The sequence below is a fragment of the Sphingomonas sp. Leaf67 genome (assembly GCF_001421965.1).
GTDB lineage: Bacteria > Pseudomonadota > Alphaproteobacteria > Sphingomonadales > Sphingomonadaceae > Sphingomonas.
Window position 1 is genome coordinate 662,151 of the sequence record NZ_LMLP01000001.1, and the last position, 26,832, is coordinate 688,982.

28 protein-coding genes are annotated in these 26,832 nt (G+C 65.4%); 18 read left to right on the forward strand and 10 right to left on the reverse strand.

The window, feature by feature from the left end:
* The first annotated feature begins 127 nt into the window (after nt 1-127).
* The 6 genes from ASE90_RS03185 to ASE90_RS03205 all read left to right on the forward strand — a co-directional run bounded on the left by ASE90_RS03185 (nt 128) and on the right by ASE90_RS03205 (nt 4,861).
* The gene (locus tag ASE90_RS03185; RefSeq protein WP_055995811.1) at nt 128-1,129 is read left to right on the forward strand and encodes a PhoH family protein; all 1,002 of its coding nucleotides are present in this window, start codon (nt 128-130) and stop codon (nt 1,127-1,129) included.
* A 51-nt stretch (nt 1,130-1,180) separates the two neighbouring features.
* The gene (locus ASE90_RS18905) at nt 1,181-1,438 is read left to right on the forward strand and encodes a type II toxin-antitoxin system VapB family antitoxin (protein ID WP_082449356.1); all 258 of its coding nucleotides are present in this window, start codon (nt 1,181-1,183) and stop codon (nt 1,436-1,438) included.
* Nucleotides 1,435-1,830 carry a type II toxin-antitoxin system VapC family toxin gene (locus ASE90_RS03190; RefSeq protein ID WP_055995814.1) on the forward strand — a complete coding sequence of 132 codons (396 nt, stop codon included), beginning with the start codon at nt 1,435-1,437 and terminating at the stop codon, nt 1,828-1,830. The genes ASE90_RS18905 and ASE90_RS03190 overlap by 4 nt, the downstream gene beginning before the upstream one ends.
* Nucleotides 1,827-2,339 carry an rRNA maturation RNase YbeY gene (ybeY, locus tag ASE90_RS03195; RefSeq protein WP_055995817.1) on the forward strand — a complete coding sequence of 171 codons (513 nt, stop codon included), beginning with the start codon at nt 1,827-1,829 and terminating at the stop codon, nt 2,337-2,339. The genes ASE90_RS03190 and ybeY overlap by 4 nt, the downstream gene beginning before the upstream one ends.
* 10 nt (nt 2,340-2,349) lie before the next feature.
* Nucleotides 2,350-3,258, forward strand: coding sequence for a hemolysin family protein (locus ASE90_RS03200; RefSeq protein ID WP_055995820.1), 909 nt, complete (start codon nt 2,350-2,352; stop codon nt 3,256-3,258).
* Between the two features lie 262 nt (nt 3,259-3,520).
* Complete coding sequence (locus ASE90_RS03205; RefSeq protein WP_055995822.1) at nt 3,521-4,861, forward strand: PQQ-dependent sugar dehydrogenase; 1,341 nt, start codon at nt 3,521-3,523, stop codon at nt 4,859-4,861.
* Between the two features lie 14 nt (nt 4,862-4,875).
* Here ASE90_RS03205 and ASE90_RS03210 read toward each other — a convergent pair whose 3' ends face one another.
* Both ASE90_RS03210 and ASE90_RS03215 read right to left on the reverse strand, forming a co-directional pair.
* Nucleotides 4,876-5,178 carry a polyhydroxyalkanoic acid system family protein gene (locus ASE90_RS03210; RefSeq protein WP_055995825.1) on the reverse strand — a complete coding sequence of 101 codons (303 nt, stop codon included), beginning with the start codon at nt 5,176-5,178 and terminating at the stop codon, nt 4,876-4,878.
* A gap of 24 nt (nt 5,179-5,202) precedes the next feature.
* A complete protein-coding gene (locus ASE90_RS03215) occupies nt 5,203-5,535 on the reverse strand; it encodes an SMR family transporter (RefSeq protein ID WP_055995827.1) in 333 nt (110 codons plus the stop codon).
* A gap of 218 nt (nt 5,536-5,753) precedes the next feature.
* Between ASE90_RS03215 and lnt the strand changes: the two genes are divergently transcribed.
* The 3 genes from lnt to ASE90_RS03230 all read left to right on the forward strand — a co-directional run bounded on the left by lnt (nt 5,754) and on the right by ASE90_RS03230 (nt 9,811).
* Entirely contained in the window at nt 5,754-7,325 is a 1,572-nt protein-coding gene (lnt, locus tag ASE90_RS03220) for an apolipoprotein N-acyltransferase (protein WP_055997198.1), read from the forward strand.
* A gap of 75 nt (nt 7,326-7,400) precedes the next feature.
* Nucleotides 7,401-8,612: a methionine adenosyltransferase gene (gene metK / locus ASE90_RS03225; RefSeq protein WP_055995830.1), complete on the forward strand. Its 1,212-nt coding sequence runs from the start codon at nt 7,401-7,403 to the stop codon at nt 8,610-8,612.
* Nucleotides 8,613-8,713: 101 nt separating this feature from the next.
* Nucleotides 8,714-9,811 (forward strand): hypothetical protein, encoded by a 1,098-nt coding sequence (locus ASE90_RS03230; RefSeq protein ID WP_055995833.1) that lies wholly within the window; start codon nt 8,714-8,716, stop codon nt 9,809-9,811.
* Between the two features lie 593 nt (nt 9,812-10,404).
* Here ASE90_RS03230 and ASE90_RS03235 read toward each other — a convergent pair.
* A complete protein-coding gene (locus ASE90_RS03235) occupies nt 10,405-10,986 on the reverse strand; it encodes a phosphatase PAP2 family protein (protein WP_055995837.1) in 582 nt (193 codons plus the stop codon).
* 71 nt (nt 10,987-11,057) lie between these two features.
* On the opposite strand from ASE90_RS03235, the gene trmB reads away from it, so the two are divergent.
* Nucleotides 11,058-11,738, forward strand: coding sequence for a tRNA (guanosine(46)-N7)-methyltransferase TrmB (gene trmB, locus ASE90_RS03240; RefSeq protein ID WP_055995839.1), 681 nt, complete (start codon nt 11,058-11,060; stop codon nt 11,736-11,738).
* On the opposite strand, the gene pncB is transcribed toward trmB, so the two are convergent.
* Nucleotides 11,735-13,039 carry a nicotinate phosphoribosyltransferase gene (gene pncB, locus ASE90_RS03245; RefSeq protein WP_055995842.1) on the reverse strand — a complete coding sequence of 435 codons (1,305 nt, stop codon included), beginning with the start codon at nt 13,037-13,039 and terminating at the stop codon, nt 11,735-11,737. The two genes, trmB and pncB, sit on opposite strands and share 4 nt — an antisense overlap.
* Before the next feature lie 3 nt (nt 13,040-13,042).
* Nucleotides 13,043-13,732: an NrtR DNA-binding winged helix domain-containing protein gene (locus ASE90_RS03250; protein WP_055995844.1), complete on the reverse strand. Its 690-nt coding sequence runs from the start codon at nt 13,730-13,732 to the stop codon at nt 13,043-13,045.
* Between the two features lie 57 nt (nt 13,733-13,789).
* Between ASE90_RS03250 and ASE90_RS03255 the strand changes: the two genes are divergently transcribed.
* Together ASE90_RS03255 and ASE90_RS03260 are read left to right on the forward strand one after the other, a co-directional pair.
* Nucleotides 13,790-14,422, forward strand: coding sequence for an isochorismatase family protein (locus ASE90_RS03255; RefSeq protein WP_055995847.1), 633 nt, complete (start codon nt 13,790-13,792; stop codon nt 14,420-14,422).
* A gap of 56 nt (nt 14,423-14,478) precedes the next feature.
* Nucleotides 14,479-15,102 (forward strand): response regulator, encoded by a 624-nt coding sequence (locus tag ASE90_RS03260; protein ID WP_055995850.1) that lies wholly within the window; start codon nt 14,479-14,481, stop codon nt 15,100-15,102.
* A 241-nt stretch (nt 15,103-15,343) separates the two neighbouring features.
* On the opposite strand, the gene ASE90_RS03265 is transcribed toward ASE90_RS03260, so the two are convergent.
* Nucleotides 15,344-18,601, reverse strand: a complete 3,258-nt coding sequence (locus ASE90_RS03265; protein ID WP_055995853.1) for a PAS domain-containing protein — start codon at nt 18,599-18,601, stop codon at nt 15,344-15,346.
* A gap of 84 nt (nt 18,602-18,685) precedes the next feature.
* On the reverse strand, nt 18,686-19,777 hold the full coding sequence (locus ASE90_RS03270) for a GNAT family N-acetyltransferase (RefSeq protein ID WP_055997201.1): 1,092 nt from the start codon (nt 19,775-19,777) through the stop codon (nt 18,686-18,688).
* A gap of 90 nt (nt 19,778-19,867) precedes the next feature.
* Between ASE90_RS03270 and ASE90_RS03275 the strand changes: the two genes are divergently transcribed.
* From ASE90_RS03275 to ASE90_RS03285, 3 genes are all read left to right on the forward strand, one after another.
* On the forward strand, nt 19,868-20,329 hold the full coding sequence (locus ASE90_RS03275; protein WP_055997203.1) for a DUF2721 domain-containing protein: 462 nt from the start codon (nt 19,868-19,870) through the stop codon (nt 20,327-20,329).
* Nucleotides 20,326-20,733 carry a DUF4345 domain-containing protein gene (locus ASE90_RS03280; RefSeq protein WP_055995856.1) on the forward strand — a complete coding sequence of 136 codons (408 nt, stop codon included), beginning with the start codon at nt 20,326-20,328 and terminating at the stop codon, nt 20,731-20,733. Before ASE90_RS03275 ends, ASE90_RS03280 begins: the two co-directional genes overlap by 4 nt.
* Nucleotides 20,734-21,069: 336 nt before the next feature.
* Complete coding sequence (locus ASE90_RS03285) at nt 21,070-22,968, forward strand: ribonucleoside-diphosphate reductase subunit alpha (RefSeq protein ID WP_055995859.1); 1,899 nt, start codon at nt 21,070-21,072, stop codon at nt 22,966-22,968.
* A 148-nt stretch (nt 22,969-23,116) separates the two neighbouring features.
* Here ASE90_RS03285 and ASE90_RS03290 read toward each other — a convergent pair whose 3' ends face one another.
* Complete coding sequence (locus ASE90_RS03290) at nt 23,117-23,392, reverse strand: DUF2171 domain-containing protein (protein WP_055995862.1); 276 nt, start codon at nt 23,390-23,392, stop codon at nt 23,117-23,119.
* Nucleotides 23,393-23,445: 53 nt separating this feature from the next.
* Between ASE90_RS03290 and ASE90_RS03295 the strand changes: the two genes are divergently transcribed.
* Together ASE90_RS03295 and ASE90_RS03300 are read left to right on the forward strand one after the other, a co-directional pair.
* The gene (locus ASE90_RS03295; RefSeq protein ID WP_055995865.1) at nt 23,446-23,646 is read left to right on the forward strand and encodes a hypothetical protein; all 201 of its coding nucleotides are present in this window, start codon (nt 23,446-23,448) and stop codon (nt 23,644-23,646) included.
* Nucleotides 23,647-23,777: 131 nt separating this feature from the next.
* Complete coding sequence (locus tag ASE90_RS03300) at nt 23,778-24,827, forward strand: ribonucleotide-diphosphate reductase subunit beta (protein ID WP_055995868.1); 1,050 nt, start codon at nt 23,778-23,780, stop codon at nt 24,825-24,827.
* 388 nt (nt 24,828-25,215) lie between these two features.
* On the opposite strand, the gene ASE90_RS03305 is transcribed toward ASE90_RS03300, so the two are convergent.
* Entirely contained in the window at nt 25,216-25,479 is a 264-nt protein-coding gene (locus ASE90_RS03305) for an HNH endonuclease (protein ID WP_055997206.1), read from the reverse strand.
* 249 nt (nt 25,480-25,728) lie between these two features.
* Between ASE90_RS03305 and ASE90_RS03310 the strand changes: the two genes are divergently transcribed.
* The gene (locus tag ASE90_RS03310) at nt 25,729-26,037 is read left to right on the forward strand and encodes a hypothetical protein (protein ID WP_055995871.1); all 309 of its coding nucleotides are present in this window, start codon (nt 25,729-25,731) and stop codon (nt 26,035-26,037) included.
* Nucleotides 26,038-26,093: 56 nt separating this feature from the next.
* Here ASE90_RS03310 and ASE90_RS19495 read toward each other — a convergent pair whose 3' ends face one another.
* Nucleotides 26,094-26,684, reverse strand: coding sequence for a hypothetical protein (locus tag ASE90_RS19495; protein WP_156361397.1), 591 nt, complete (start codon nt 26,682-26,684; stop codon nt 26,094-26,096).
* Nucleotides 26,685-26,832 lie beyond the last annotated feature (148 nt).

Sequence of the window (26,832 nt, forward strand, 5' to 3'; positions counted from 1 at the left end):
CACCGCGCCGCCTTTCGCCCCTCCGTCCGCCTTCGTACGTTGCAGGCGTAATGCGCTGTTCCCACCTTTGTTATGCTCCTGTCGGCCGGACGCATCCCGCGTTCCGGCCGCTTTTCGAAAGGATCGCATGAGCCGAAAGCCCGTTCCCGCCCAGGCCGGTCAGCGCGCCCGCGCCGAAATCAGCTTCGACAAGCCGCAACTTCTCGCCCGCCTGTTCGGCGAATTCGACGCGAACCTGCTGGCGCTTGAGGAACGGCTGGGCGTCTACATCACCGCCCGCGGCGACCGGGTGGGGATCGAAGGATCGGCAGAGGCGGTGGCCCATGCCCGCGAAGTGCTGAACGAACTGCATCGCCGCATTCTGCGCGGTGAGGAGGTCGATCCCGGCCTTATCGACGCGGTGATCGCCATGTCGTCGCAACCCGCGCTCGACGGCATCTTCCGCGCCGAAAGCGGTCAGGGCGCGCCCTCGATCATGATCCGGACGCGCAAGAAGACGATCGTCCCGCGCACTGTCGCGCAGGCCAGCTACATGCACCAGCTGCTCGGCAACGACATCATCTTCGCACTGGGGCCGGCGGGCACCGGCAAGACCTATATCGCTGTTGCGCAGGCGGTGGCGCAGCTGATCACCGGCAGCGTCCAGCGCCTGATTCTCTCGCGTCCGGCCGTCGAGGCGGGGGAGAAGCTCGGCTTCCTGCCCGGTGACATGAAGGAGAAGGTCGATCCCTATCTCCGTCCGCTCTACGACGCGCTGAACGACTGTCTGCCAGCAGAACAGGTCGAACGCCGCATCCTGTCGGGCGAGATCGAGATCGCGCCGATCGCGTTCATGCGCGGCCGGACGCTGGCCGATGCCTTCGTGATCCTCGATGAAGCGCAGAACACGACGCCCGCCCAGATGAAGATGTTCCTGACCCGGTTCGGCCAGAACAGCCGGATGGTGGTGTGCGGCGATCCCAACCAGACCGACCTTCCCGGCGGCGTCCAGGCATCCGGCCTCGCCGACGCCACTCGCCGGCTGGAGGGGATCGAGGGCATCGCCTTCGCCCGTTTCGGCGCCGGCGACGTGGTGCGCCACCCGATCGTCGGCCGCATCGTCGAGGCCTATGAAGGCAAGGACGCTTGAGTCGAGGGATATCCCGCATTAGGTTGCGGGATATCCTGTTCGGAGGTCGCGATGGCGTCGCTATATATCAAGGACTCGGCAACTGCCGATCAAGCTGCTCGCTTGGCCGAGCGGCTTGGTATCAGCAAAACGGATGTCGTTCGCCGTGGACTGATGGCGCTGGAAAACCAACTGTCTCCTGACGAACGACGCCGCGCCTTTCGCGATCGGATTGCGAAATGGCGTGCCGAGAATCCCCTGCCGCCTCTCACGGGGCTAAAAGCGGATAAAGCGTTTTATGACTGGCTGAGCGGCGAGGAGGAAGTTTGACCCTCTTTGTAGATGCGTCGGCCTTGGTATCCGTACTGACGGACGAACCGGATGCGGCGTCGCTGATCGACCGGATGGCGGATGACGGGCATCTGCTGTCGTCGGCAATCGCGGTGTGGGAAACGACGATGGCGGTTGCGCGCAATCGAAAATGCCAGCCATTGGAAGCATTGGCGCTCGTCGAGCTGTTCTGTCGGGACTTGGATATTGCCTTGGCTCCGATTGGTCCGTCCGAGTCCTCGATCGCCGTCGAAGCCTACCATCGCTACGGCAAGGGTCGCCACGAAGCGAAACTCAACATGGGCGATTGCTTCGCCTATGCCTGCGCCCGTACCAACAATGCTACGCTGCTCTACAAGGGCGACGACTTCGCAAGGACCGACCTTAGATGATCGATATCGCCGTACAGGCAGAGGCCGAATGGCCGCAGGATCAGGATTGGGAGGCCCTCGCCACCCGCGCCGCGACCGCCGCGATCGGCCGTACGCCGCAGGGGGTGTGGCTGACCGATCCGGCACTGATCGAGATCGCGGTGCGCTTGACCTCCGATGACGAGGTGCAGACGCTCAACCGCCAATATCGGCAGAAGGACAAGCCGACCAACGTCCTGTCCTTCCCGATGATCCAGCCCGATCTGCTCGACACCGTCACCCAGAACAGCGACGATGGCGAGGTATTGCTCGGCGATATCGTCCTCGCGCACGGGGTGTGTGCTGCCGAGGCAGCCGAACGCGGCATTTCGGTTGCCGATCATGCCACGCACCTGATTGTCCATGGCTGCCTGCATTTGCTAGGTCATGATCATCAGAATGATGCGGAGGCGGAAGCCATGGAGGCGATCGAGCGTTCGACGCTCGCCCAACTCGGTCTGCACGATCCCTATCCCGTTACAGAGGACTGACACGACCATCATGGCCGACGTTTCGACCAGCACCCCGCCCGGCGACAGTAGCAGCTCCGAAGGGGGCATATGGCGGGGGCTGCGCTCGCTGATCTTCGGTACCGATGCCAGCGAGACGCTGCGCGAACGGATCGAGGAAGTGATCGCAGCGCATGAGGACGAGAACGACGCGCCGGTCGCGGGCGATCTTTCGCCGATCGAGCGCAAGATGTTGCGCAACATCCTGCATTTCGGGGAACGCGATGCGGGCGACATGGGCGTACCGCGCGCCGACATCGTCGCGCTCGAGGAAAACACCCCCTTCGCCGATGTGGTGAAACTGTTCGCCGAAGCGGGCCATAGCCGCCTGCCGGTCTATCGCGAAAAGCTCGATACGATCGTCGGCATGGTCCATGTGAAGGACGTCTTCGCGATACTGGCGAAGGGCGAGGAGCATCCGCCGACCGCGATCGGCCTGTTGCGGCAACCGCTCTACGTCCCGCAATCGATGGGGACTCTCGACCTGCTCGCACAGATGCAGGCCAGCCGCACCCACCTCGCCATCGTGCTCGACGAATATTCGGGCACCGACGGCCTCATCACCATCGAGGATCTGGTCGAGGAGATCGTCGGCGAGATCGAGGACGAGCATGACGATGCCCCGACCGACCTGTTCGTGCCGCTGGAGGGCGGCGCATGGGAGGCGGATGCCCGCGCCGAGCTGGAGGACGCCGCCGAACTGATCGACCCGCGCCTCGGCGAGATCGAGGAGGACGTCGAGACGCTGGGCGGCCTCGCCTTCGTGCTGGCGGGAGAGGTGCCCAAGGAAGGCACCTGCCTTGACCATCCGTCGGGCTGGCGCATCGAAATCATCGCCGCCGACACCCGCCGCGTCCTCCGCCTGCGACTCCACCCCCCGGTAGCGACCGAGGAGGAGTAAGGCCGCCCCAAATGTTGGGCTCAGAGGGAGGTCGCAGCAGCGGCAATACCGCTAAGTGCCAAAACCGATCACCAACAACGATTCAATCGGTTTTACAGTACGATCCGATTTCGATATTCGAACAGTCGCGGACCGGTTCGTAAGCCCCCTTCGAACCGGTCCGACGGGCCGCCGGCGCTCCTCCCTTGTCACCGGCGGCCCCTTTACATCGGAACGTCCGCGCCCCCTTCCCCCGTCGCCTGCACCGCCCTATTCATCGGCCATGCGCAAACACGTCATCCGCTTCGGCCTCGTGCTGCTGGTCCTGATCGCCGGGCTGGTCTTCTACATCACCCGGCCCGACCGGGCGCAGTTGAGCGAGAATGCGGTGGCGGGGCGCACGCCGCAGCTGACCCAGGTCCGCGACCAGTGGTTCCCGACCGTCCGCGTCGCCGATCCGATCGGCTGGAAGGACGGCCAGACCCCGACCGCCCCCGCCGGATTGCAGGTGCAGCCCTTCGCCAAGGGCCTCGACCATCCGCGCTGGCTGTACCGCCTTGCCAATGGCGACGTGCTGGTGGCCGAAAGCAACAGCCCCCCGCGCGAGGGCGGCGGCATCACCGGCTGGTTCATGCGGCTGTTCATGAAGCAGGCCGGGGCCGGCACCCCGTCGGCCAACCGCATCACCCTGTTGCGTGACGCCAATGGCGACGGCACGGCGGAGGCGCGTTCGGTGTTCCTCACCGGGCTGAACTCGCCATCGGGCATGGCGGTGGTCGGCGACTGGCTCTACGTCGCCAATACCGACTCGCTGGTCCGCTATCCCTTCCGCATCGGCCAGACCCGCATCACGGCGGCACCCGAGAAGATCGTCGACCTGCCCGGCGGCGGCAATCACTGGGCGCGCAACGTCGTCGCCGATCCCGATGGCAAGTCGCTGTACGTCAGCGTCGGTTCGGCATCGAACATCGCCGAAAACGGCCTCGACATCGAGAAGAACCGCGCCGCGATCTGGCAGGTCGATCCGGTGAAGAAGACGTTCCGCATCTACGCCTCGGGCCTGCGCAACGCCAACGGCATGGCGTTCGAACCGCGCAGCAAGGATCTGTGGACCGTCGTCAACGAACGCGACATGCTCGGCTCCGACATGCCGCCCGATTATCTGACCAAGGTCGAATTCGGCGGCAACTATGGTTGGCCGTGGCATTACTGGGGCGGCTATATCGACGAGCGGGTCCAGCCGCAGCGCCCCGACCTGCGCCAATATGTCGCCCGCCCCGACTATGCGCTCGGCGCGCACGTCGCCCCGCTCGGCCTCGCCTTCACCGTCGACATGCGGCTGGGCGAGCGGTTCGGCAACGGCGCGGCGATCGGGCTGCACGGGTCGTGGAACCGGGTGCCGCCCTCGGGCTACAAGGTCGTGTACGTGCCCTTCGCCGCCAACGGCTTCCCCGTCGCCAACGCCAAGCCGGTCGACCTGCTGACCGGCTTCCTGACCGCCGATGGCAAGGACGTCCACGGCCGCCCGGTCGCGGTGATCGCCGACCGGGCCGGCGCGATGCTCGTCGCCGACGATGTCGGCAACACCATCTGGCGGGTCAGCCAGCCGCTCGCGGCCCGCTGACCCGGTCGGGCCGGCTACTTCAACAGCGCCGGCCCATCCCTGCCCAGCTTCTCCTTGATCTTGTTCGCGAACATGGCGAGCATCGGCGGCAGGTCGAGTACCGCGTGGACATGCGCGTCGTGCATCTCGCAGCGCGCCTGCACCGTCTGCCCCATGCCGCTGACCGTGAAGTGCAGCGTGTCGCCGTCCCAGCTCTTGCCGTGCAGCGTGCCGCCGGGGATCATGCCCGCCAGCTTGTCGATACCGCTGTCGATCCGCTGCCGCACGCCCGCGCGTCCGAGTTGATGGGGAATATCGACGGTCACCGGTTGGTTCATTGGGAAACTCCTTCGCGCGCCGATCTAGTGCGCGGTGCTGTTCGAAAACAGGTTCATCACGATCACGCCCGCGATGATGAGCGCCATGCCGAGCATCGCCGGCAGGTCGAGCCGCTGCCCCTGCCAGACCCACGCGATGCCCGCGACCAGCACGATGCCGACCCCCGACCAGATCGCATAGGCGATGCCGGTCGGCACGCTCTCCAGCGTCCGCGACAGGCAGTAGAACGCGATCGCATAGCCGATCACCGTCACCAGCGACGGCCCGATCCGCGTGAACCCGGCGGTCGCGCGCATGGTGGACGTGGCGACAACCTCGGCGACGATCGCGCTGGCGAGCCAGAGATACGGGTTCATGCGCACGAGATAGGGTTTGGAGGTGAGGGATTGAAGCGCCGTCCGCCCCCTCGCAGCGAACCCCTGCGAACATACCGTTCGCGTACCCCCGCGCAGGCGGGGGTCCAGGGTCTCAAGCGCAAACCGTTGTTTGCTTGGCTCTGGACCCCCGCCTGCGCGGGGGTACGGCGGACTCGGGGTTAGGTGTGCGACTCTTGCGGAGGTTTTTTCCAAGGATGATGACTCCGCGCTCCCCCCTTGCACCCACCCGCCACAAGCCGGATAGACGCCGCGTGTCCGCTCTCCTCGCCCTGCTCGCCGGCCTGACCTCGGCCCTCGGCTTCGCGCCGCTTCAATGGTGGCCGGTCACGCTGGCCGCGTTCGCGCTGTGGCTATGGCTGGTCCACCGCGCACCGACGCTGAAGGCGGCGCTGTGGCGCTCGTGGCTGTTCGGCGTCGCCCATTTCACCATCGGCAACAACTGGATCCAGCACGCCTTCGACTTTCAGGACCGGATGCCCCCCGCGCTCGGCTATGTCGCGGTAGTCGGGCTGGCGCTCTACCTCGCCATCTACCCGATGCTCGCCGGCGGCATCGCGTGGCGCGTCGGCAGGCGCGGCGAACGCCCCGATCTCGGCTTCGCGCTGATCGCCGGCGCAGGCTGGATCGCCACCGAATATCTGCGCGCGATCGTCTTCACCGGCTATGCGTGGAATCCGATCGCGGTGATCTGGGTGCCCACCCCGCTCCGCGCCCTCGCCGCCTATACCGGCACCTACGCCCTGTCCGGCCTGACCGTCGTCGCCAGCGCGCTGCTGCTCCTGCCTCGCCCGAAAGTACGTGCCGGTGTCATCGTCGCCCTCACCCTGCTTATGCTGGTCCCCGGCGACATCGCCCGAACCCCCGCGACGGTCGCCACCACCGCTCCGCGCGTCCGCGTCGTCCAGCCCAATTTCCCGCAAGAGGTCGTCCGCAGCGAAGGCTATGACCAGCGCCTGCTCAACCGGCAGATCGAGCTGTCCGGCACCCCCGGCCCCGCCCCGCGCCTGATCGTCTGGCCCGAAGGCACCGTCAATTTCTACCTTGAGGACGGCTATCCGCCCGAATGGTATCAGCAATCCCCCGCGCTGCTGCGCGCGCGCATTGCCAGCACGCTGGGGCCGCGCGATGCGGCGCTGGTCGGCGGCACCGCGCTGTTCTTTTCGCGCGAACGGCAGGTGACCGACGCCGGCAATTCGGTGTTCGCTATCACCCCCGATACCCGCATCGTAGGCCGCTATGACAAGGCGCATCTGGTGCCCGGCGGCGAGTATTTGCCGATGCGCTCGATCCTCCAGCCGCTCGGCCTCTCGCGCCTCGTCATGGGCGATGTCGACTTCCGCCCCGGCCCCGGTCCGGCGACGCTGGCGCTGCCCGGCTTCGGCCCGGTCGGCATGCAGATCTGCTACGAGATCATCTTTTCCGGCCAAGTTGTCGACCGCGCCCACCGTCCCGCGCTGCTCTTCAATCCATCGAACGATGCGTGGTTCGGCCGCTGGGGACCGCCGCAGCATCTGGCGCAGGCCCGCCTGCGCGCTGCGGAGGAGGGGCTACCCATCCTCCGGTCGACCCCGACGGGTATTTCGGCGGTGATCGACGCCACCGGTGGCCTCGTCGCATCCATCCCCCCGGGTCAGGCGGGCGCGATCGAAGTCCCGATCCCCGCCCCACACCCCCCGACCCTGTTCGCGCGGGTCGGCAACTGGATGGCATTGCTGGCGATAGTTTTGCTGTGCGGCCTCGCGATTGCCATCCGCCGTCGCGCGCGCTAGGGCGACGATATAAGGAAAGCTTTATATGCGGCATGGCAACGGCCGCGCGCTTTCCCTCTAGCCTAGAGGAAGTCCATGCGTTCCAATTATCTCTTCACCTCGGAATCGGTTTCCGAAGGTCATCCTGACAAGGTCGCGGACCAGATTTCCGATTCGATCGTCGACCTGTTCCTGTCGAAGGACCCCGAAGCGCGCATCGCCTGCGAAACGCTGACCACGACCCAGCTCGTCGTCCTCGCCGGTGAAATCCGCTGCAAGGGCGTGTTTGAAAACGACCAGTGGGCCGATGGCGCACAGGAAGAGATCGAGCGCACCGTCCGCGAAACCGTGAAGAAGATCGGCTATGAACAGTCGGGCTTCCACTGGGAAACCTTCCGCTTCGAAAACAACCTGCATGCGCAGTCGGCGCATATCGCGCAGGGCGTCGACGCGTCGGGCAACAAGGACGAAGGTGCCGGCGATCAGGGCATCATGTTCGGCTTCGCCTGCGACGAAACGCCCGACCTGATGCCGGCGACGCTCGATTACAGCCACAAGATCCTCGCCCGGATGGCCGCCGACCGCCATTCGCGCGCCGCGCCGTTCCTCGAACCCGATGCCAAGAGCCAGGTCACGCTGCGCTTCGAAAACGGCAAGCCGGTCGCCGCGACCGCGATCGTCGTCTCGACCCAGCATGCGCCGGGCTATGACGAGGGCGACAAGGAAGCCGAACTGCACAAGTATGTGAAGTCGGTGATCGCCGATATCCTGCCCGCCGACCTGCTGTCGGATGCGACCGAATATCACATCAACCCGACCGGCAGCTTCGAAATCGGCGGCCCGGACGGTGACGCCGGCCTGACCGGCCGCAAGATCATCGTCGACACCTATGGCGGCGCGGCTCCGCACGGCGGCGGCGCGTTCAGCGGCAAGGACCCGACCAAGGTCGACCGGTCAGCGGCGTACATCACCCGCTATCTTGCGAAGAACATCGTCGCCGCCGGCCTCGCCAAGCGCTGCACGATCCAGCTCGCCTATGCGATCGGCGTGTCGAAGCCGCTGTCGCTGTACGTGAACACGCACGGTACCGGTACCGTCGCCGACGACGCGATCGAAACCGCGATCGCCGGCATCGCCAAGCTCGGCGGCCTGACGCCGCGCGGCATCCGCACGCACCTGTCGCTCAACAAGCCGATCTACCAGCCGACCGCCGCCTATGGCCATTTCGGCCGCAAGCCCGAGGGCGATCTGTTCCCATGGGAAAAGACTGATCTGGTCGACGATCTGAAGGCCGCACTGGCCGCCTGATCCGGTCCGGGCCAGACGGCTCGACACGGACAAGAAATTGCGGGAGGTTCGCCGACAGGGCGGACCTCCCGTTTTCATGTCCGCCCGCCAAGGGGGACGTGATGCGGCGGTTTGGCATGGGACTGTGGGCGATCGGTCTGTTGATGACGGCGGCATCGGCTCCGCCGGCGGTGGCGCAACTGCAGAGGAATGCGATAGCCGCGCCTGCCGACCAGCCCTATCGCTTCAGGCATAGCGGGCTGACCATCCCGGCGATGCTGGAGGGAATGCCGCGCGGGCGAATCGAACAATTCGGCACCGACGAACTCGACGTATTCGCCAATTATGAGCGCGGGTCGGACGCGATCACCCTCTATGTCTATCGCAACGTCAGCGGCGCGGTACCCGTCTGGTTCGACCGCGCCAGTGCCTCGATCGAAACGCGGCGGGACATGTACGGCATCGCCACCGCCGCCGGTCCCGCGACCGCATTCGCCCCGCCGGGGCAAAGCGTCGCCAGCGGCCTGATGGGCGCGTGGTCGGTCTCGAAGCCGCCCTATCGTGGCACCGGGCTGGCGCTCCTGCCGATGGGCGACTGGCTGGTGAAGGTCCGCTACAGTTCGGCGACGCTCGACGGCGCGGGGATTGCCGCACGGTTGCCGGCCATCCTGTCAGCGCTGACCTGGCCGACCGGCCTTGCCGCGGCGGCTCCCGCCCAGCCGATTGCGGATTGTACGACTCCGCTCGACTTCCCGAAAAAGGCGAAGCTGGTTCGCGATGAGAAATCGAACATGATGTCGGGGCTGCTGGGCGGGATGTTGCAGTCGATGGCTTCGGACAAGCTGGCGGAAAAGGACACACCCGACGCCGACGCGCAGAAGCCGGCGACATGGTGCCGCGATCCCGGCCCCAGCCCGGTCGGTGCCGTCTATCGCAGGGACGCTGCCCTTGATTCCTATCTGCTGGCGTTCAGCGATGCGGGTCGCGGGGCTTGGGTCGCGCCCGATATGTCGGGCCTGCTGCTTGGCAAGAAGGGGGGCAAGCGCTGGTCGGTCGCCTTGGTCGACATGGCGGAGACCTCGAACTACCCGCCGCTGACCGCCCTGCCCCGTCCGGCGGAAGTGCTGGCGCTGGTCCAGCAGCCCGCCATCTCCACCACGCGTACGTGGGGCAACAAGACGATTACCATCAACGGCGGCGCAATGACGGGAAGACATTGAACGGACGGGCAATGGACGGATCGGCGTTCGGAGTTTGTCTCACGACATCATCCGTCGCCCCAGCGACGGCCTAAGGCGGGATCGACATTCAGTTCGCTGGGCGCAGAAATAGTGGTCCGTCCCCTTTCGTCACTCCCGCGCAGGCGAGCGTCCATAGACGCCAGCGTCGCGGATTCAGCCAAACCGTCGGCGTCTATGGATTCCCGCCTGCGCGCGAATGATGAAGTTCCGTGGTTATCGCTGAATGTCGCTCGGTCCTAGGTCTTGCGCGGCGCCTGCCGCCCGTATTCATCGGGAAATCCCAATTCTTCGCCGGGACAACGTCGCAAGTTGGGCGGGTCGGACTGCCGTCGCAAAGTTTGCGACCCGATCCGGAGCGCTGCTCCCTTCCGGCCGCAGCGCAGGATTTCCTACACGCTACCGCTCCGGTATATCCGGAGCAGAAGTGCAAACCCGATTGCAGGCAATGTCGATCGAGTTCGAAAGATCTTTGACAGGTATTTGAATCGACTGGTCGATCGGCCCGACGTCACGAACGCGCCAACTGCGCACGAGTGTGACTTTTGTGACCTTTGACCTTCGCGCCGGCCACCCTACGCCGCCTCCGGCAACACCTGGGTGACCACCGCCTCGGCAATTAGCCCGATCACCGCCCCGACCGCCACGTCGATCGGAAAGTGCGTCCCCCGCGGCACCTGAATCGCCGCCACCGCCGCCGCCCCGGCATAGGCTGGCCCGGCCGCATCCGGATATTCCCGCGCCACGGCCCGCGCGACCGCGACCGCACCCGCTGTATGCCCCGACGGAAACGAGTTCTGCGGCCCCTCGTCGGTATCGCCGGGCTTGGGCCGGTGATCCTCCCGGTCGCTGAACAGCTTCGGCCGCGCCCGGTCGACATTGGCCTTGATGACCGCCTTCGCCAGCGTCGCAAGGCCGTGGGCGGCCAGCATCCGAACCCCAGTCCGCGTCAGCCGGGCATCGCTCCGCCACAATCCTACCGCGATCGTGGTCAGGTTGATCGCGACCATCGGCGGCTGGTCGGCCACCTCACTGAGCATTCCGGCGAACTTCACCATCGGGTGATCGTGCAGTTCGCCCGCCACACCGCGACCCGCATCGATATCGGCATCGACCAGCCGCTTCGCCTGTTGTTTCGCCTTGCGCTTCTTGCCCATGGTAACCGAACCACCGGCGGACGCGGAAGCTCCCTTGTCGGATCACCACCCCGCCGGGTAGGAGCGCGGCGATGAACGATCCGACTACCATCCGCCGCCTCTATGGCCGTCGACAGGGGCACAAGCTGCGCGAGGGGCAGGCTTCGCTGGTCGAGCAACTGCTGCCCCGCGTATCGGTACCCGAAACCGGTCCGCTCGACTCGCGCACCCTGTTCGGCGACGATCGCCCGGTCGAGGTCGAGATCGGTTTCGGTGCCGGCGAACATCTGGCGGGTCAGGCATCGGCGCGGCCGGACCACGGTTTTGTCGGCTGCGAACCGTTCCTCAACGGCGTCGTCGGCGCGCTCAACCACATTCGCGACGGCGAATTGGCCAATGTCCGCCTGCACATGGGCGACGCGCTGGAGGTGATTGAACGCTTTCCCGACGCTTCGCTCGAACGCGTCTACCTGCTGCACCCCGATCCCTGGCGCAAGGCGCGCCACGCCAAGCGACGCATGATGAACCACGGCCCGATGGACCTGATCGCCGCGAAACTGCGGCCGGACGGCGAGTTCCGGCTCGGCACCGACGATCCGACCTATTGCCGCTGGGCAATGATGATCATGGACCAGCGCCGCGACTTCGCATGGCAGGCGCAGACCGCCGCCGACTTTTTGACCCGCCCCGCCGACTGGCCGGAAACCCGCTACGAGCGCAAGGCACGGCGGCAGGGTCACGAAGTCTGGTATTTCCGGTACATCCGCCTCTAGACCGCGACAGGGCTGGCCACCCGGCCATTCCCGCCGAAGATGCGCAGGTAGCGGGCGATATCGGCGGGATCGCCGGTCGCCTTGGCGGGGTTGTCGGACAGCTTGACCGCCGGGCGGCCATCGGCGCTGACGACCTTGCACACCAGCGAGATCGGCTCCAGCCCCTCACCGCCCAGCGGATCGCAGCCGCGAAAGTCGTTGGTGAGGTTGGTGCCCCAGCCGAAGCTCATGCGCACGCGTCCGTGAAAATGTTCATAGGTCGCGATGATGCTGTCGACGTCCATGCCGTCGGAAAAGATCAGCAATTTCGAGGCGGGATCGACGCCGCGTTCCTGCCACCAGCGCAGGATCTGCTCCCCGCCCTCGATCGGCGGCATGCTGTCGGGGCGGAAGCCGGTCCAGTCGGCCAGCCAGTCCGGGGCATCGCGCAGGAACGCGGCGGTGCCATAGGCGTCGGGCAAGGCGATCAGCAGGTTGCCGCCATAATGGCGTTGCCATTCCGCCAGCACGCGATACGGCGCGGCAGCGATACCGGCATCGTCGTCGGCCAGCGCCGCTTCGACCATCGGCAGTTCGTGGGCGTTGGTGCCGATCGCCTCAACCCCGGCCTGCATCGCCAGCAGCACGTTCGAGGTGCCGACGAACCGCGCGCCCAACCCCTCCTGCAAAGCCTCGACGCACCAGCGCTGCCACAGAAAGCCGTGCCGCCGCCGCGTGCCGAAGTCGGACAGGACCAGATCGGGCAGGACGCGCAGCCGCTCGACCTTGTCCCACAACCGCGCCTTTGCCCGCGCATAGGTGACGTCCAGCGCGAACCGGCCATGATCGCGCAGCGCCGCCCGCGCCCGCAATCCGTTGATGATCGTCAGCGCCGGGATTTCCCAGAGCGAGGTTTCGGCCCAGGCGCCTTCGAAATGTAGTTCATACTGTCCGTCGCGCACCGACAGATCATAGGCGGGCAGGCGAAACCGGCTCAACCAGTCGACGAAATCGGGTGAAAACATCCGCCGCACGCCGTAAAAGCTGTTGCCGGCCAGCCAGATCAGTTCCTGTTTGGTGAAGCCGACCGTCCGGGCATGGTCGAGCTGCGCGCGCAATTCGGCTTCATCGATCACCTCGGCCAGCCGCACCGATCTGCTCCGATTGATGACGGCAAAGGTCGCGTGGACGTCCGGATGAACCTCCCGGATCATCTGCACCATCAACAGCTTGTAGAAATCGGTGTCGAGCAGGCTGCGCACCACCGGGTCCAGCCGCCAGCCATGGTTCCATACCCGGGTCGCGATATCGGTCATCACCATCGTTCAGCCTTTCGGAACATGGACATAGAGTTCGGCCGGGCGGAAGGCGCGCCCCGCCTCGAACGCGCCGGTCGCCCGCAACGCGCCGCGTTCGAGCATCCGGCGGCGAAAGGCCGGCTTGTTGAGCGGCCGTCCCAGCACCGCCTCATGGACCACCTGCAATTCGCGCAGGGTGAAGTGCTCCGGAACCAGCGCAAAGGCGTCGTCATCGATCGTCCGGCGCAACTTGGCGATCGTCATCGCGATGATGTCGTCATGGTCGAACGCCAGCATGACCGCACCGCCATCGACCGTGATCGAGCCATCGGCGCCGATCGTCGCCAGACACTGGTCGGCATGGCGCGGTACCGTGGCCAGTCGCGCCGGCGTCAGCAGCGCGCGATGCGCGATCGCGATGATCCGCATGCGGGGGTCGCGGTTGATGGTGCCGAAGGCATGCACTTGTTCAACCGCGATGTCCGCCAGCCCCGCCTTTTGCCCCAGCACCCGCACCGCCGCCGCTTCGAGCGATTCATCGATCGCGACGAAACCGCCGGGCAATGCCCAGCGTCCGACGAAAGGCGGCCGGGTTCGCCGCGTCAGCAATACGCAGGGGCAGCCACCCGCAACGCCCAACAGGACGCAATCGACGGTGATCGACGGCCGGGCATAGGCCGCCGGATCATCGCCGGTCAGGAGCGAAGGCTCTTCCATCCGCCTTGCATATATGCATATAGGATATATGCAAGGCGAAGCCGAAGGAGACGGGCAATGGTCGCGGTCATCATCGTCGTGGATACGCAGGCGGATTTCATCCTGCCGGACGGAGCGTTGCCGGTCCCCGACGCAGAAGCGATCGTCGCGCCGCTGGCCGCATGGTTGCAAACGCGGACCGCACGCGACACGGCCGCGGTCGTCTTCACCTACGACACCCATTTCGTCGAAACCTATCCGACGAGCGCGGAGGCCGAACAATTCCCGATCCATTGCGTCCGGGGAGGCGCAGGCTGGCGTAACCTGCTGGATCCGTTGGCGATCGATCCCGCGATCCCGTGCCGGACGCTGGAGAAGGGCGTGTTCGACATGTGGGCGGAAGCCAACCTGCCGCTGTTCGATCCGCGCGCTGCCGCGCCACCGATCGACCGTGACGCCTTCTTCGCGGCCCTGCTTGACCGTGGCATCGACCAGGCGATCGTCGTCGGCGTCGCCGCCGATTACTGCGTCCGCTGGGCGATCGACGGCTTTGTCGCGCGCGGGTTTACGGTTTCCGTGCCGTCAGCGTTGACGCGCGGTATCGAGCGTACGATCGAACATGTCGTGGACCAGTATTTCACGGGACGACCGGTTTCGACGCAAGCAGCGTTCCAAGTCCAGCTTCCTCAATCACTTGGTAATAATATTTGATGCATGTTAGGTGGAATGCGCCGCTATCGAACGACAGTGGGAACAAGGGTTGATCGATGACGCATATTCTTGTCGCTGACGACCATCCGATGTGCGCCACCGCGCTCGGCATGGCGGCACGCGCGGTCGATCCGACCGTGACCAAGGATTGCGCGACGACCCTTGCCGAAGCGGAAAGCCTTGTTCGGCAAAAGAATTACGATCTCGTCCTGCTCGATCTCATGCTGCCGGACGTGCAGGGGTTCGCCGGACTTGCCCTGCTGCGTGCAGTGCGGCCATCGGCGACGATCGCGATCGTATCCGGCCGGGAGGAGCCGACCGTGATCGCACAGGCGCGCGCCCTCGGCGCGCAGGGTTTCATTCCCAAATCATCCTCGATCGACCAGATGATGGATGCCATCCGCAGTCTGCTGTCCGGCAAGCACTGGGTTCCGGCCGGTGTCGAGGACATGCCGCACGCCGATCCGCGTATCGATCTGGCCGAACGGATGGGGACGCTTTCGATCGCCCAGTTGCGCGTGCTGCGCGCGATCGCCAACGGCCACCAGAACAAGCAGATCGCCTATGACCTGCAACTGGCCGAACCGACCGTCAAATCGCACCTGTCAGCGATTTTTCGCAAACTGGGCGTGACGAACCGGACGCAGGCGGTTCTGGCGCTACAGGCGTTCGACGCCTGAAGCCGCTTCCGGCCACGCTGGGGCATCGGTATCGCCCCGTGGATGAGCACTGACGCGGGGTCCGTTTTCGATCGGAAACGGCCGGGCCACCTGTTCTTCTCGTCAATCCGAGCGTGCCTGCGGAGGCGACCCGGTCCTGCTCGTAAGGAAAAGCGGCACCCCAATCCCGTCCGGAACGACCATCGCCGTCGTGGTTCAAGGTCGACAGGTCCTTCGCGCACTCCGCCCAAAGCACCGGCGGTCAGACCGGTTCGGCCATCGCACGCTGGGCCGCCTCGATCACCGCGGTCGCACAACGATCGATCTCGTCCAGCGCCGCCGGATCGATCGTTGCGTCGTCCTGCGCGTCCTCGATCGCCTGCAACGCCGCGACCAGTTCGATCGCCCCCATGTTGGCTGCGGCTCCGCGCAGCGCATGGGCTTCCCGCCGGGCGAGGTGGATGCGGTCATGTCCGACCAGCGTGCGCAGCCGCGCCGGGGTCCGCGCCGCATCCTCGATCAACAGCGTCAGCAACGTGTCGCGCTGCGCCGTTCCGAGTGCGCTGGTGATCGATTGAATGCGGTGGGGGTCGATGGCACCGGGCGAGGGGATGATCGGACGTTTGGCAGGCATCGCCACCTGGTCGAGCACGGCGCGTAGTTGCGGTACGTCGACCGGCTTGGCGAGGATACCATTCATCCCGGCGCGAAGGATCTCGGCGCGGCGTTCGGTCGAAAGATCGGCGGTCAACGCATGGATCGGCACGCCGGCCCCCGCGCCGCTCCACGCCCGGATCGCGCGCGTCGCGGCGATCCCGTCCATCACCGGCATCTGTACGTCCATCAACACGACATCGACCGGATTGCCCGCCGCCGCCGTGACATACTCGACCGCGCGTGCGCCATTTTCGACGGCAATGACGTGATGCCCCAGCCTCCGCACGATTTCCGCGATCAGATAGCGATTGGTATCGTTATCCTCGGCAACGAGGACGGTCGATGCCGTCATCCGCCCCCCCGCCGGCGTTGCGTCCGATCCGGGTACGGGCGCATCCACCGACAGTCCGACCTGTCCGGCGGCCGGCAGTGGCAGGTGGAACCAGAAGCGTGAGCCGGTGCCGGGGCGGCTGACGACGCCGATGGTGCCGTTCATCGATTCGACCAGCATCCGGCTGATGCTGAGGCCCAGTCCGGTGCCGCCATAGCTGCGGGTGGTCGAGGCGTCGGCCTGGACGAAGGGTTCGAAGATCGCATCCAGTCGGTCGTCGCGGATACCGACCCCGGTATCGGCTACCTCGAACCGCCAGCAATCGCCGGCTTCGCGCGTCGCAGTGATGCGGACCGATCCGTGCCGGGTGAATTTTATCGCATTGCCGACCAGATTGGTCAGCACGCGTTGCAGCCGCGCCGGATCGCCGATGACCCGCGCATCGGGTACGTCGAAGTCGAGCGACACGGCGTGATGCTTGGCTTCGGCCGCGAACATGCCAGTCACCGTCGCGAGCAGTTCGCGCGGTTCGAACATGATCGCCTCGGGCTGGCTATGCCCCCCTTCCAGTTTCGAGAAGGTCAGAACGTCGTCGACGATATCGGACAAGGTCCGGCCCGCCTGTTCGAGCGAGTCGAGATGCCGCATCCGCTGGACCCGGTCGGGTGTGTCGCGCAACAGCTGTGCAGCGGCGAGGATCGAGGTCAGCGGGGTGCGGATCTCGTGGCTGATCGTCGCGGTGAACGTCGCCTTGGCGGCGAGCGCGCGTTCGGCATCCTCGCGCGCCGCGCGAAGATCGGTCATCACCGCGACCTGTTCGGTCGTATCCTGCAACACGCCGAACAGGCCGACCAATTCCGCCCCCTGCCCCCGTTCGGCCTGTCCGCGCGACGCCACCCAGCGGATCGCGCCATCGGGCCGGATCAGCCGGGCGTCGAAGGCGAACGATCCGCCGGTCGTGATCGCCCGGTCGATCTGGGCCCGGACCCGTTCCCGGTCGTCGGGATGGTACAAGTCGAGCGACTCATCCAGCGACGGTTCCTCGCCCGGCGGCAGACCATGAATGCGAAATATCTCCGGCGACCACAGGTTACGCCTGTCCGTCAGATTCAGTCGCCAGTGGCCGAGCCGAGCCGCGCTTTCGGCCATGGCGAGCAACCGTTGCTGCTCCTCCAGCTGGGTGACCGATTCGATCGCCCTGCTCTCGGCCGCCCGCCGCTCGCCGATGTCGCGGATCGAGCCGATCAGCTCGCAATTATGGCGGCTGTCGCCGATCAGGCGGAACGCCCCCTCCAGCCAGACATAGTGACCGTCGCGGTGCTGCATGCGGTAGCGAAAGACAGTGCTTTCGCCGCCGGGGACCAGCGCATAGGTCTGGCGGCGGACGCGGTTGCGATCGTCGGGATGGATCGGTGCATAGGGCGTGCGCGCGATCATCTCCTCCGGCGTATAGCCCAGCAGGCGCAGCGACGCCGGGGAAGCGTAGCGGCGGATGCCGTCGCGACCGACGCGGACGATCAGGTCGGTCGAATAGTCGGTCAGCATCCGCAATTGTCGTTCATTGTCGCGGATCTCGTTCATCGCCAGCGACTGTTCGTAGAGGAGCGAGGCAACCGGAAAGCTGGTCATCGCGATGATGCCGATGAGCAGCTGCAGGAAGAGGACCCGGTCGGCGACCGAGTCGAACGCGGCGACGATCGGCCCGATCCCGTTAAGCGTACCGATGGTCGCGATGGTGCCGATAATCAGGATCGAGGCCGACACGCCGACGAAGCGCGACAGCAGCGCGGCGAACACGCCGCAGGGTAGCAACAGGAACAGCGAGGGGTTGCCGCTGGTGCAAAAGACCACCAGCGCGGCGATCGTCGACATCGCGACCGGCAGCGCGAGCGTCGGCGACAGGATGCTGAGTTCCTCCGCCAGCGCGCGTCGCGTCGCCTTCAGCGCCGGCAGGAGGACGATCAGCCCCATGGCGATGGCCGCAAACCACTGGACCGCATGGTAGGGGACGACCACGCCGTGCAGGAACCAGCCGAACACCTCGGCCAGCAGGGTGCTGACCGTAGCACCGATGAACGCGGTCACGATCACCAGCCCATAGCCGCGCAACGACCGGGGATCGGGATCGAACCGCCGCAACAGTCCGGCGACCAGCAGGATGACCACGGCGTCGATCGACGCATAGACGATCAGCGGCAGCAGCGGCAGCCCGACGAACACTCCCGCGGCGACCAGCGTGACAACGGTGATGACCGTAATGCTCGGCCAACGCCTGACCGGACGTCGCGTCAGCGTGGCGACCGCGATCGGCGTGGCCGGCCAGATCAGCAACGCCCCTTGCAACAGCGGCACGACCCCCAGGGTCAGTGCGGTCACGAGGAACAGGATCGCCACGTAGCGGGGCATGTCGATCGGCGGCTGGACCACCGGGCGGCGCATATCACGCCGCGGCCAATGGTCGTCGACCGGCCGCTGCGGCGCACCGGGCCGAACCGGCGCGTCGGGCGATGGGGTTGGCGATTGGCCGGTCATGCTAGATCATCTGTCCGTTTGCGGAAGGTCCCGATGTTGACCGATCCGTGGCCCCACGGCAACGTAGGTACGAAGCCGCTGATCCTAGCCATTCCCGGACCGCGCCGATCCGGATCGCGCCCAGCGTCGCGCCAGCACGCGTCCGGCAAGGGCCGGCAGGCCGGGCCGCAGGAACAGCCAGTCGCGGATCGCCGGCCCCCGTTCGGCACCGATCAGCCCCTTATACCCGCTGTCGCCGGCACCCCAGTCGACATGGGTGACGCCGTCGGCGACGGCGCGGACGAGGTTGCGGTAATAAAGCAGCCGCCCCGGCGAGCGCTGGCCGTAGGTCGCGTCATAGCTGTTGGCGACCGCATATTTGTGCTGGCCGGCATTGATATCGAACGAGAAGGCGGCGGGCTTTCCGTCCATCCGGAGCAGCGCGATCCACATCATGCCCGCCAGCACCGGATCGGTCGCCGCCGCCCGCCAGAATCGACCATGGCCGGTCTCGGTAAATTTGGCGTCGCGACCATCGGTGCGGTCGGCAAGCCAGCTCGCTGTCTCGATCGTGGCGAGATCGTCGAACAGACCGGACTGCCAGTCCGCGCCGCTGGCGAACGACCAGTCGGGAGTGCCGAGCGCCGCCAGATGCTTTTCGTTGAAGCGATTCTTGCGCAGCGTCGACAGCCGCGGCCAGACGCCTTCGGCCTGCTGCGCAGCGATGTCGAGCAGATAGCTGTCGGCGATGAAGCGCGGCAGGGCGCGCCAGCCACCGGCGCGCGCCGCGTCCAGCAGCCCGGCGAGCATCGGATCACCGTCATAGACCGGTCCCAGCCGGAACCCGCGCACCTGCCGCCCCGCTTCGTCCAGCAGCGCGGCGAAATCGCCCGGCCCGGCATCCTGCGCGACGGGGCCGCTGCGGAACGGCCAGTAGCTGCCGGGCACCTGCGCCATCCGCAACGGCGCCGGTCCCAGTCCGATCAGCGGCAGCGCCGCCATCGCCTGCCCGCCACGTTCGACCAGCAGCGTCCGCGCCGTACCGCCATAGGCGTCGATCGCCGCCGCATACCATCGGCGGCGCAGGAAGCGGTGGGTTGGCGCGGCCGACGCGGTGACGGCATCGATCGCATCGGGCAATCCGGCGATCATCCGGGCAATGGAGGGGGAAGCGGGCGACAACATGGGCGGCATCATGCCCATAACCGGTTACGATTGGGTAGCGATCCCGGGTTGCGCACGCCACACGACCTTGCCCGGTCCGGTCCGCCGCTGCATAGCAAGCGCGTGGAATTCGAACCTGTCCTGTCGACCGTCGCCAAGACGATCCAGACCGCCATCGCGCCGGTCTTCCTGTTGGCGGGGATCGGCGCGATCCTGAACGTCATGGTCGGGCGACTGGCGCGGATCGTCGATCGTGCCCGCGACCTCGAAAAGCTGCACCCGTCCTCGATCGGGCCGGAACATGCGCGGCACGTGTTCGAACTGCGGCTGCTCGACCGGCGCATCCGCGTCATCAACAATGCGGTATTCCTGGTCGTGCTGTCGGCCGTCGCCAACTGCACCGTCGTCGCCATGCTGTTCATCGCCGAACTGCTCGACCTCGGCCTCGGCAAGGCGGTGGCGATTGCCTTCGTCCTGTCGATGGTGTTGCTGATCGGCGGGCTGGTCTGGTTCCTGTTCGAGGTGCGCATGTCGGTCCATGCGATTCGCGTCCGCGCCGAACTGCTGGAGCGCGAGCGGACGTGACGCCGCGCCGTGAGCGAACGCTGCTGCAGGTGGCAGTGGCGATCGCCTGTCTCGTCCCACTGTCGGTGGCGACGCTGAGCATCGTGCGCGGCGCGGCGTGGCTGCAACCGGCTCCCGCGATCGATCTCGACAGTCATTTCCGCTATCTCTCGGGCATCTTCCTCGTCCTCGGCCTCGCCTTTGCCAGCTGCATTCCGGCGATCGAGGGTAAAACCGGCCGGTTCCGGCTGCTAGGCGCGATGGTGGTCGGCGGCGGCCTCGCGCGACTCGTGTCGCTGCTGACGATCGGCATGCCATCGACAGGACATGTCGTCGGGCTTGGTATCGAGCTTGCCGTCGTGCCGCTGCTGCTGTTGTGGCAGACCCGTATCGCGCATCGATATCGGCAGGCGATAACCGCATAAAGTTCCGCCAGGAGGCCCCGTCCGGCGATAGCAATTTTTCTGCGTTCCCGAAAAGTTCGCTTGCATTTCGCGAACCCGGCGGATCGCCGCGCGTCGCGTCGGGAGCGGCGGTCGAGCCGGTCGAGCCGCGCGGCAAAGGTTGTAATTGCCGACTTGCGCGTCGGCCGCTTTCCTACAATTAGTGGTTCCGGACGCAGGACGGGCGCTATGTATTGTGTCACGCCTGCTGGAACCTCCAATGCCGCCGATACTTGTCAAGGGCGATGGCATGCGCGGACGTTCCGTAGAAATCGACAGGGGCATCGCTCCGTGCTAGAACACAAGAGGAACGGGACGATGACCTTCCAGGATAGTCAGGATGCCCAGATGAACGAACTGCAATTCGCCGATCCGGCCCCCGCCGCCCCGGCCCCGGAACGCACCAGCCACACCGTCGACGCGCAGCTGCACGCGGTCGAGGTCGACCATTCGCGCGACGCACTGCTGACCGATTTCGGCAAGGACACACTGAAGGACCGCTATCTGCTGCCGGGCGAATCGTATCAGGATCTGTTCGTGCGAGTCGCGTCGGCCTATGCCGATGATGCCGCGCATGCCCAGCGGCTGTACGACTATATCTCGAAGCTGTGGTTCATGCCGGCCACGCCGGTCCTGTCGAACGGCGGCACCGGGCGCGGCCTGCCGATCAGCTGCTATCTCAACTCGGTTCCCGACAGCCTCGAAGGCATCGTCGAGACGTGGAACGAGAATGTGTGGCTGGCGTCGCGCGGCGGCGGCATCGGCACCTATTGGGGCAGCGTGCGCGGCATCGGCGAGCCGGTCGGACTGAACGGCAAGACCAGCGGCATCATCCCGTTCGTCCGCGTCATGGATTCGCTGACCCTCGCGATTTCGCAAGGGTCGCTGCGTCGCGGGTCGGCCGCCTGCTATCTCGACGTCAGCCATCCGGAAATCGAGGAGTTCCTCGAAATCCGCAAGCCCAGCGGCGATTTCAACCGCAAGGCGTTGAACCTGCACCATGGCGTGCTGATCCCCGACGCGTTCATGGAAGCGGTCCGCGACGGTACCGAATGGGCGCTGAAAAGCCCCAAGGACGGATCGCAGCGCGCGGTCGTCGATGCGCGTTCGCTGTTCCAGAAGCTGGTCGAGACGCGGCTGGCGACCGGCGAACCGTACATCGTGTTCAGCGACCATGTGAACAACACGATGCCCAAGCATCACCGCGATCTGGGCCTGAAGGTCTCGACGTCGAACCTGTGCAGCGAGATCACGCTGCCGACCGGCAAGGATCACCTCGGCAACGACCGCACCGCCGTGTGCTGCCTGTCGTCGCTGAACCTCGAAACCTGGGACGAATGGAACGGCGACAAGCGGTTCATCGAGGACGTGATGCGTTTCCTCGACAACGTCCTGACCGACTATATCGAGCGCGCACCCGACGAGATGGCGCGTGCCCGCTATTCGGCCAGCCGTGAGCGGTCGGTCGGTCTGGGCGTCATGGGCTTCCACTCGTTCCTGCAGGCGCGCAGCTTGCCGTTCGAAGGGGCGATGGCGAAGGCATGGAACCTCAAGATTTTCCGCCACGTCAACGCGCAGGTGAACGAGGCGTCGATGCACCTCGCCACCGAGCGCGGGCCCTGCCCCGACGCCGCCGACATGGGCGTGATGGAGCGGTTCAGCTGCAAGATGGCGATCGCGCCGACCGCGTCGATCAGCATCATCTGCGGCGGTACCAGCGCCTGCATCGAACCGATCCCGGCGAACATCTACACCCACAAGACGCTGTCGGGGTCGTGGTCGGTGAAGAACCCGTATCTCGAAAAGCTGCTGATCGCGAAGTCGAAGAACAGCGATGCGGTGTGGAACACGATCCTCGAGCGCGGCGGTTCGGTGCAGCACCTCGATTTCCTGAGCCAGGAAGAAAAGGACACGTACAAGACCAGCTTCGAGATCGATCAGCGCTGGCTGCTCGAACTGGCCGGCGACCGTGCGCCGTTCATCGATCAGGCGCAGTCGCTGAACCTGTTCATCCCGGCCGATGTCGAGAAGTGGGACCTGCTGATGCTCCACTACCGCGCATGGGAACTGGGCATCAAATCGCTCTATTATCTGCGGTCCAAGTCGGTGCAGCGCGCCGGGTTCGCCGGTGGTGTCGAGGCGGACAATACGTCCGAGCTGGCCAAGTTCGATCTGGGCGAGACGACCGATTATGACGAGTGCCTGGCCTGTCAGTAAGCGGGCGGCAGCGATTTGCTCAAGCAAATCGCTGACTCGCCACGTCGGGCAGCGGGGCGGCGCACCCGTCCCGTCTGACGGCGTGGCGGTTCGGGCCATGAAAAAGGGGGCACGCGGCCCCCTTCCCCGTCGCGATGTTCGCGATCGATCAGATGGCGGCACCATCCTCTTCGGTTTCGAACGTAACCGCGACATCGGCATTTGCGGACAGCCGGACGGTGTTGCCTTCGACCTCGGCGACGAGGCCGCCGTCGATATAATGGTGATGCCCTTCATGCGAGCTGTCCGCCCCTTCGACCTGTGCGCCGCTGTCCTTCTTGGTCAGCTTGATGCGGTCGCCTTCGACGCGGTCGACGGTGCCGACATGGACGCCATCGGCACCGATGACTTCGGCGTGTTCGTTGATGTTGCTGAGATCGGCCATGCTATTTCTCCATTGGGGGCGGCGGTCAAACGCACGTCCCCGCAGTTGGTCGCATGACCGCGAACGTCATCATCATGCTGGCCGTGGCGCTGGTCGCGGGTGGCATCGGCCTGTGGCTGCTGCTTCGCCTCCGGTCGCGGGGGACGCAGCAGAGCCGCTATGCCCATGGCATGACAGGGATGATGGCGTTGGCGCTCGGGATCATCCTTGCGATCTTCGGGATCGCGCAGTGGTCTTGGAACAGCACGCCATGAAAAGACCTGACCGCACCCCCGCGGAGGCGGGGGTGCAGAGCCACAAGCGACGACGTTCGCGACCCTAGGCTCCCGCCTGCGCGGGAGCACCAAAATTTCAAAGCAAACCAAAGTTTCCCCGGAGTAACCCCATGTCGCTCACCGAAGCCCGCAAGCAGTACAAGCCGTTCGAATACCCCTGGGCGTTCGATTTCTGGAAGCGTCAGCAGCAGATCCACTGGATGCCCGAAGAGGTGCCGTTGGGCGAGGATTGCCGCGACTGGGCGCAGAAGCTGACGCCGCACGAGCGCAACCTGCTGACGCAGATCTTCCGCTTCTTCACCCAGGCGGATGTCGAGGTGCAGGACTGCTACCACGAAAAATATGGTCGCATCTTCAAGCCGACCGAGGTCAAGATGATGCTCGCCGCCTTCTCCAACATGGAGACGGTGCATATCGCGGCGTACAGCCACCTGCTCGACACGATCGGGATGCCCGAGAGCGAATATGGCGCCTTCCTCGAATATAGCGAGATGAAGGACAAGCACGATTATCTGCAGAATTTCGGCGTCGATACCGATGAGGATATCGCCAAGACGCTGGCGATGTTCGGCGGCTTTACCGAAGGATTGCAGCTGTTCGCGTCGTTCGCAATGCTGATGAACTTTCCGCGCTTCAACAAGATGAAGGGCATGGGGCAGATCGTGTCGTGGTCGGTCCGCGACGAGAGCCTGCACTGCGAAGGGATCATCAAGCTGTTCCACGCCTTCTGCAAGGAACGCGACTGCATGACGCGCGCCGTGCGCGACGACATCGCCGACATGTGCCAGACGACGGTGCGGCTGGAGGACAATTTCATCGATCTCGCCTTCGAAATGGGGCCGGTCCACGGCATGACCGCGAAGGAGATCAAGAAATATATCCGCTACATCGCCGACTGGCGGCTCGGGCAACTGGGTATGAAGCCGATCTATCTGATCGACGAACATCCCCTGCCGTGGCTGGCCCCGCTGCTGAACGGCGTCGAACATGCGAACTTCTTCGAACAGCGCGCGACCGAATATTCGAAGGCGGCGACGCGCGGCAACTGGAACGAGGTCTGGGACGGCTTCGACAAGCGGCAGAAGGCGAAGGTCGTGGCACCTGCGAACGAGGAAGCCAGCGGCATGGGCGACATGTTCGGGGGCGTGGCGGCGGAATAAGCGCGGGGCAAGGGGCAGCGCAAGCTGCCCCGAGCCGGTAGACGCGACCGGCGGCATGGCCTTCGCCCGTGGCCGCTGCGCCAAAGGTCACAAAGGTCACACTCGCACGCTATTGGCGTGGCATTCGATCTGCGATGTCGAAAAGCGCGGGTGCTGGCCGGAGCGGCGGCATGATGGCCAAGGCCGATCATGTAGGACAGTTGAAATGATGCTGGTTGCCAAGGGCGTGGCGGCGAGCCCTTGCATCCTTCCTGCGCAGATAGGAATCCGTCGGCGCTGGCGTTCGTGCCGGAGTTGCCGGGGCGGCGTGTATGGGTCCCCGCCTGCGCGGGGACGACGAACTGGCAAGGTCGAAGCTTCCCCTCGTTACGACAGACCGGCGCTCGCCTTACCGCCCGCGACGCACCGGTACCCGGAAGTCGACGGGCTTGTCGGCGACCCATTTCACGAACTTTGCGACTGCGGGTATGTCGCGTAGCGTGTCGAGATCGGCGAGCGGGCCGGCGAGTTCGGTGTTGGTCGCGCTGGCGTGGATGGTGCGGTGGCAGATCGGGTGGACGGGGATCGTCTCGCGGCCGCCCTCGCTCTTGGGCACGCGGTGATGCCATTCGACCTGCGTGCCGATCGGGCGGCGGCAGAGCGCGCAGGCCATCGGATCGAGCGTGCGCGCGACCAGCGCCTCGGCTGCGGCCAGTCCTGCCTTGCGCTTCACGCGTCCGGCCATCGTCTTCTTCCCCTGCTGCGAATGCTATGGAAATCGGTATTGCCACCAGCTTCGGCAAGCGCATGGGTGTGCCGCCAAGTTACCGATCCGCGCCCGTCAGATGAACCGCAGATGAAGGAACCGTCATCGAACCGTGCGGGTTGTATCGCGGCAAGTTCAGGAAAAGGGAGAAGACCCATGAACCGCTTTCCATTGTTGATCGCCGCCGCCGCGACTGCCTGTATCGCTACGCCATCGCTGGCAAAAGATCGTTCGGTACCGGTCTATTCGGACTATAATCCCTATTATCTCGATTATAAGACCGACATCTCCGAAGCGAAACGCGAGTTGCGCAGCGATCTGCGCCGCGCCAAGGACGCATCGTCGCGGGAAGATGCGTGGCACGAATATCGCCGCGAGGTCGCCGACGCCGAGCATGATTTCCGCAAGGAAATGGCGGAGCGTGGCATGATCGTCCGTCGCGGTCGGGTGACCGTCGAGGAATAAGCGTTCCCGTTGTCCTGCGGGAAACAGGCCGTCGGGTTCGCGCCCGGCGGCCTTTTTCAATAAATCTTGCCGAATTTCCAGCCGGTCAGCCGCAACATGGCCATGCCGGTGGTATAGATCGGCCCTTCATTCGGGTTTGCGCGTTCGACAATCTTATAGTCGTGCCCGGTAACGCGTTCGACCAACCATCGCGACCCATCCAACATTCGTACGCCTGTATCCCGCACCTCGTCCTGCATAAACGGATCGTTCGAAGCCAAGTGCGTGCCTAGATCGGTGATTTCACGCGGTGTCAAAAAGCGATCAACGCGATCGGCGACGGCGTTCGCGGCGAATCCGGCCCTCCCCTCCAGCCGATGCGCGATCAAGCGCGGTCGTGGCGAGGTCAGCCCCTCGATTCGAACCGTCACGGCCGGATGGAATGTCGGGAGCCATGTAAACCGCAGGGCGTCGCCGTCGCCTAAACGCGACCGCTGGTACAGCGAAGGCTCACCGGCTACGCTGAACGGCTGCTGATACCTGTCCGCGTGGGGCTGGGTGATGCCTGTTCCTGCATGCCCCGAAGCGCAACCGAACGCCCGTCGCTCACATTGGCTTGTGAAATAATCCGTTTGCACCGCAATCATGAACAGCAATGCAGTCAGCATCGTCGATCCTTACCGGTCAGGTCGATCATGCACCTAGCCAGCAGATACCTCAAAGAAAAAGGCCCCGAGCCATCGCCCGGAGCCTCATTCCGTACGCAGATACCGGGGCGGGTCCCGATACGCCGGACCCGCCCGAACACGGCCGATA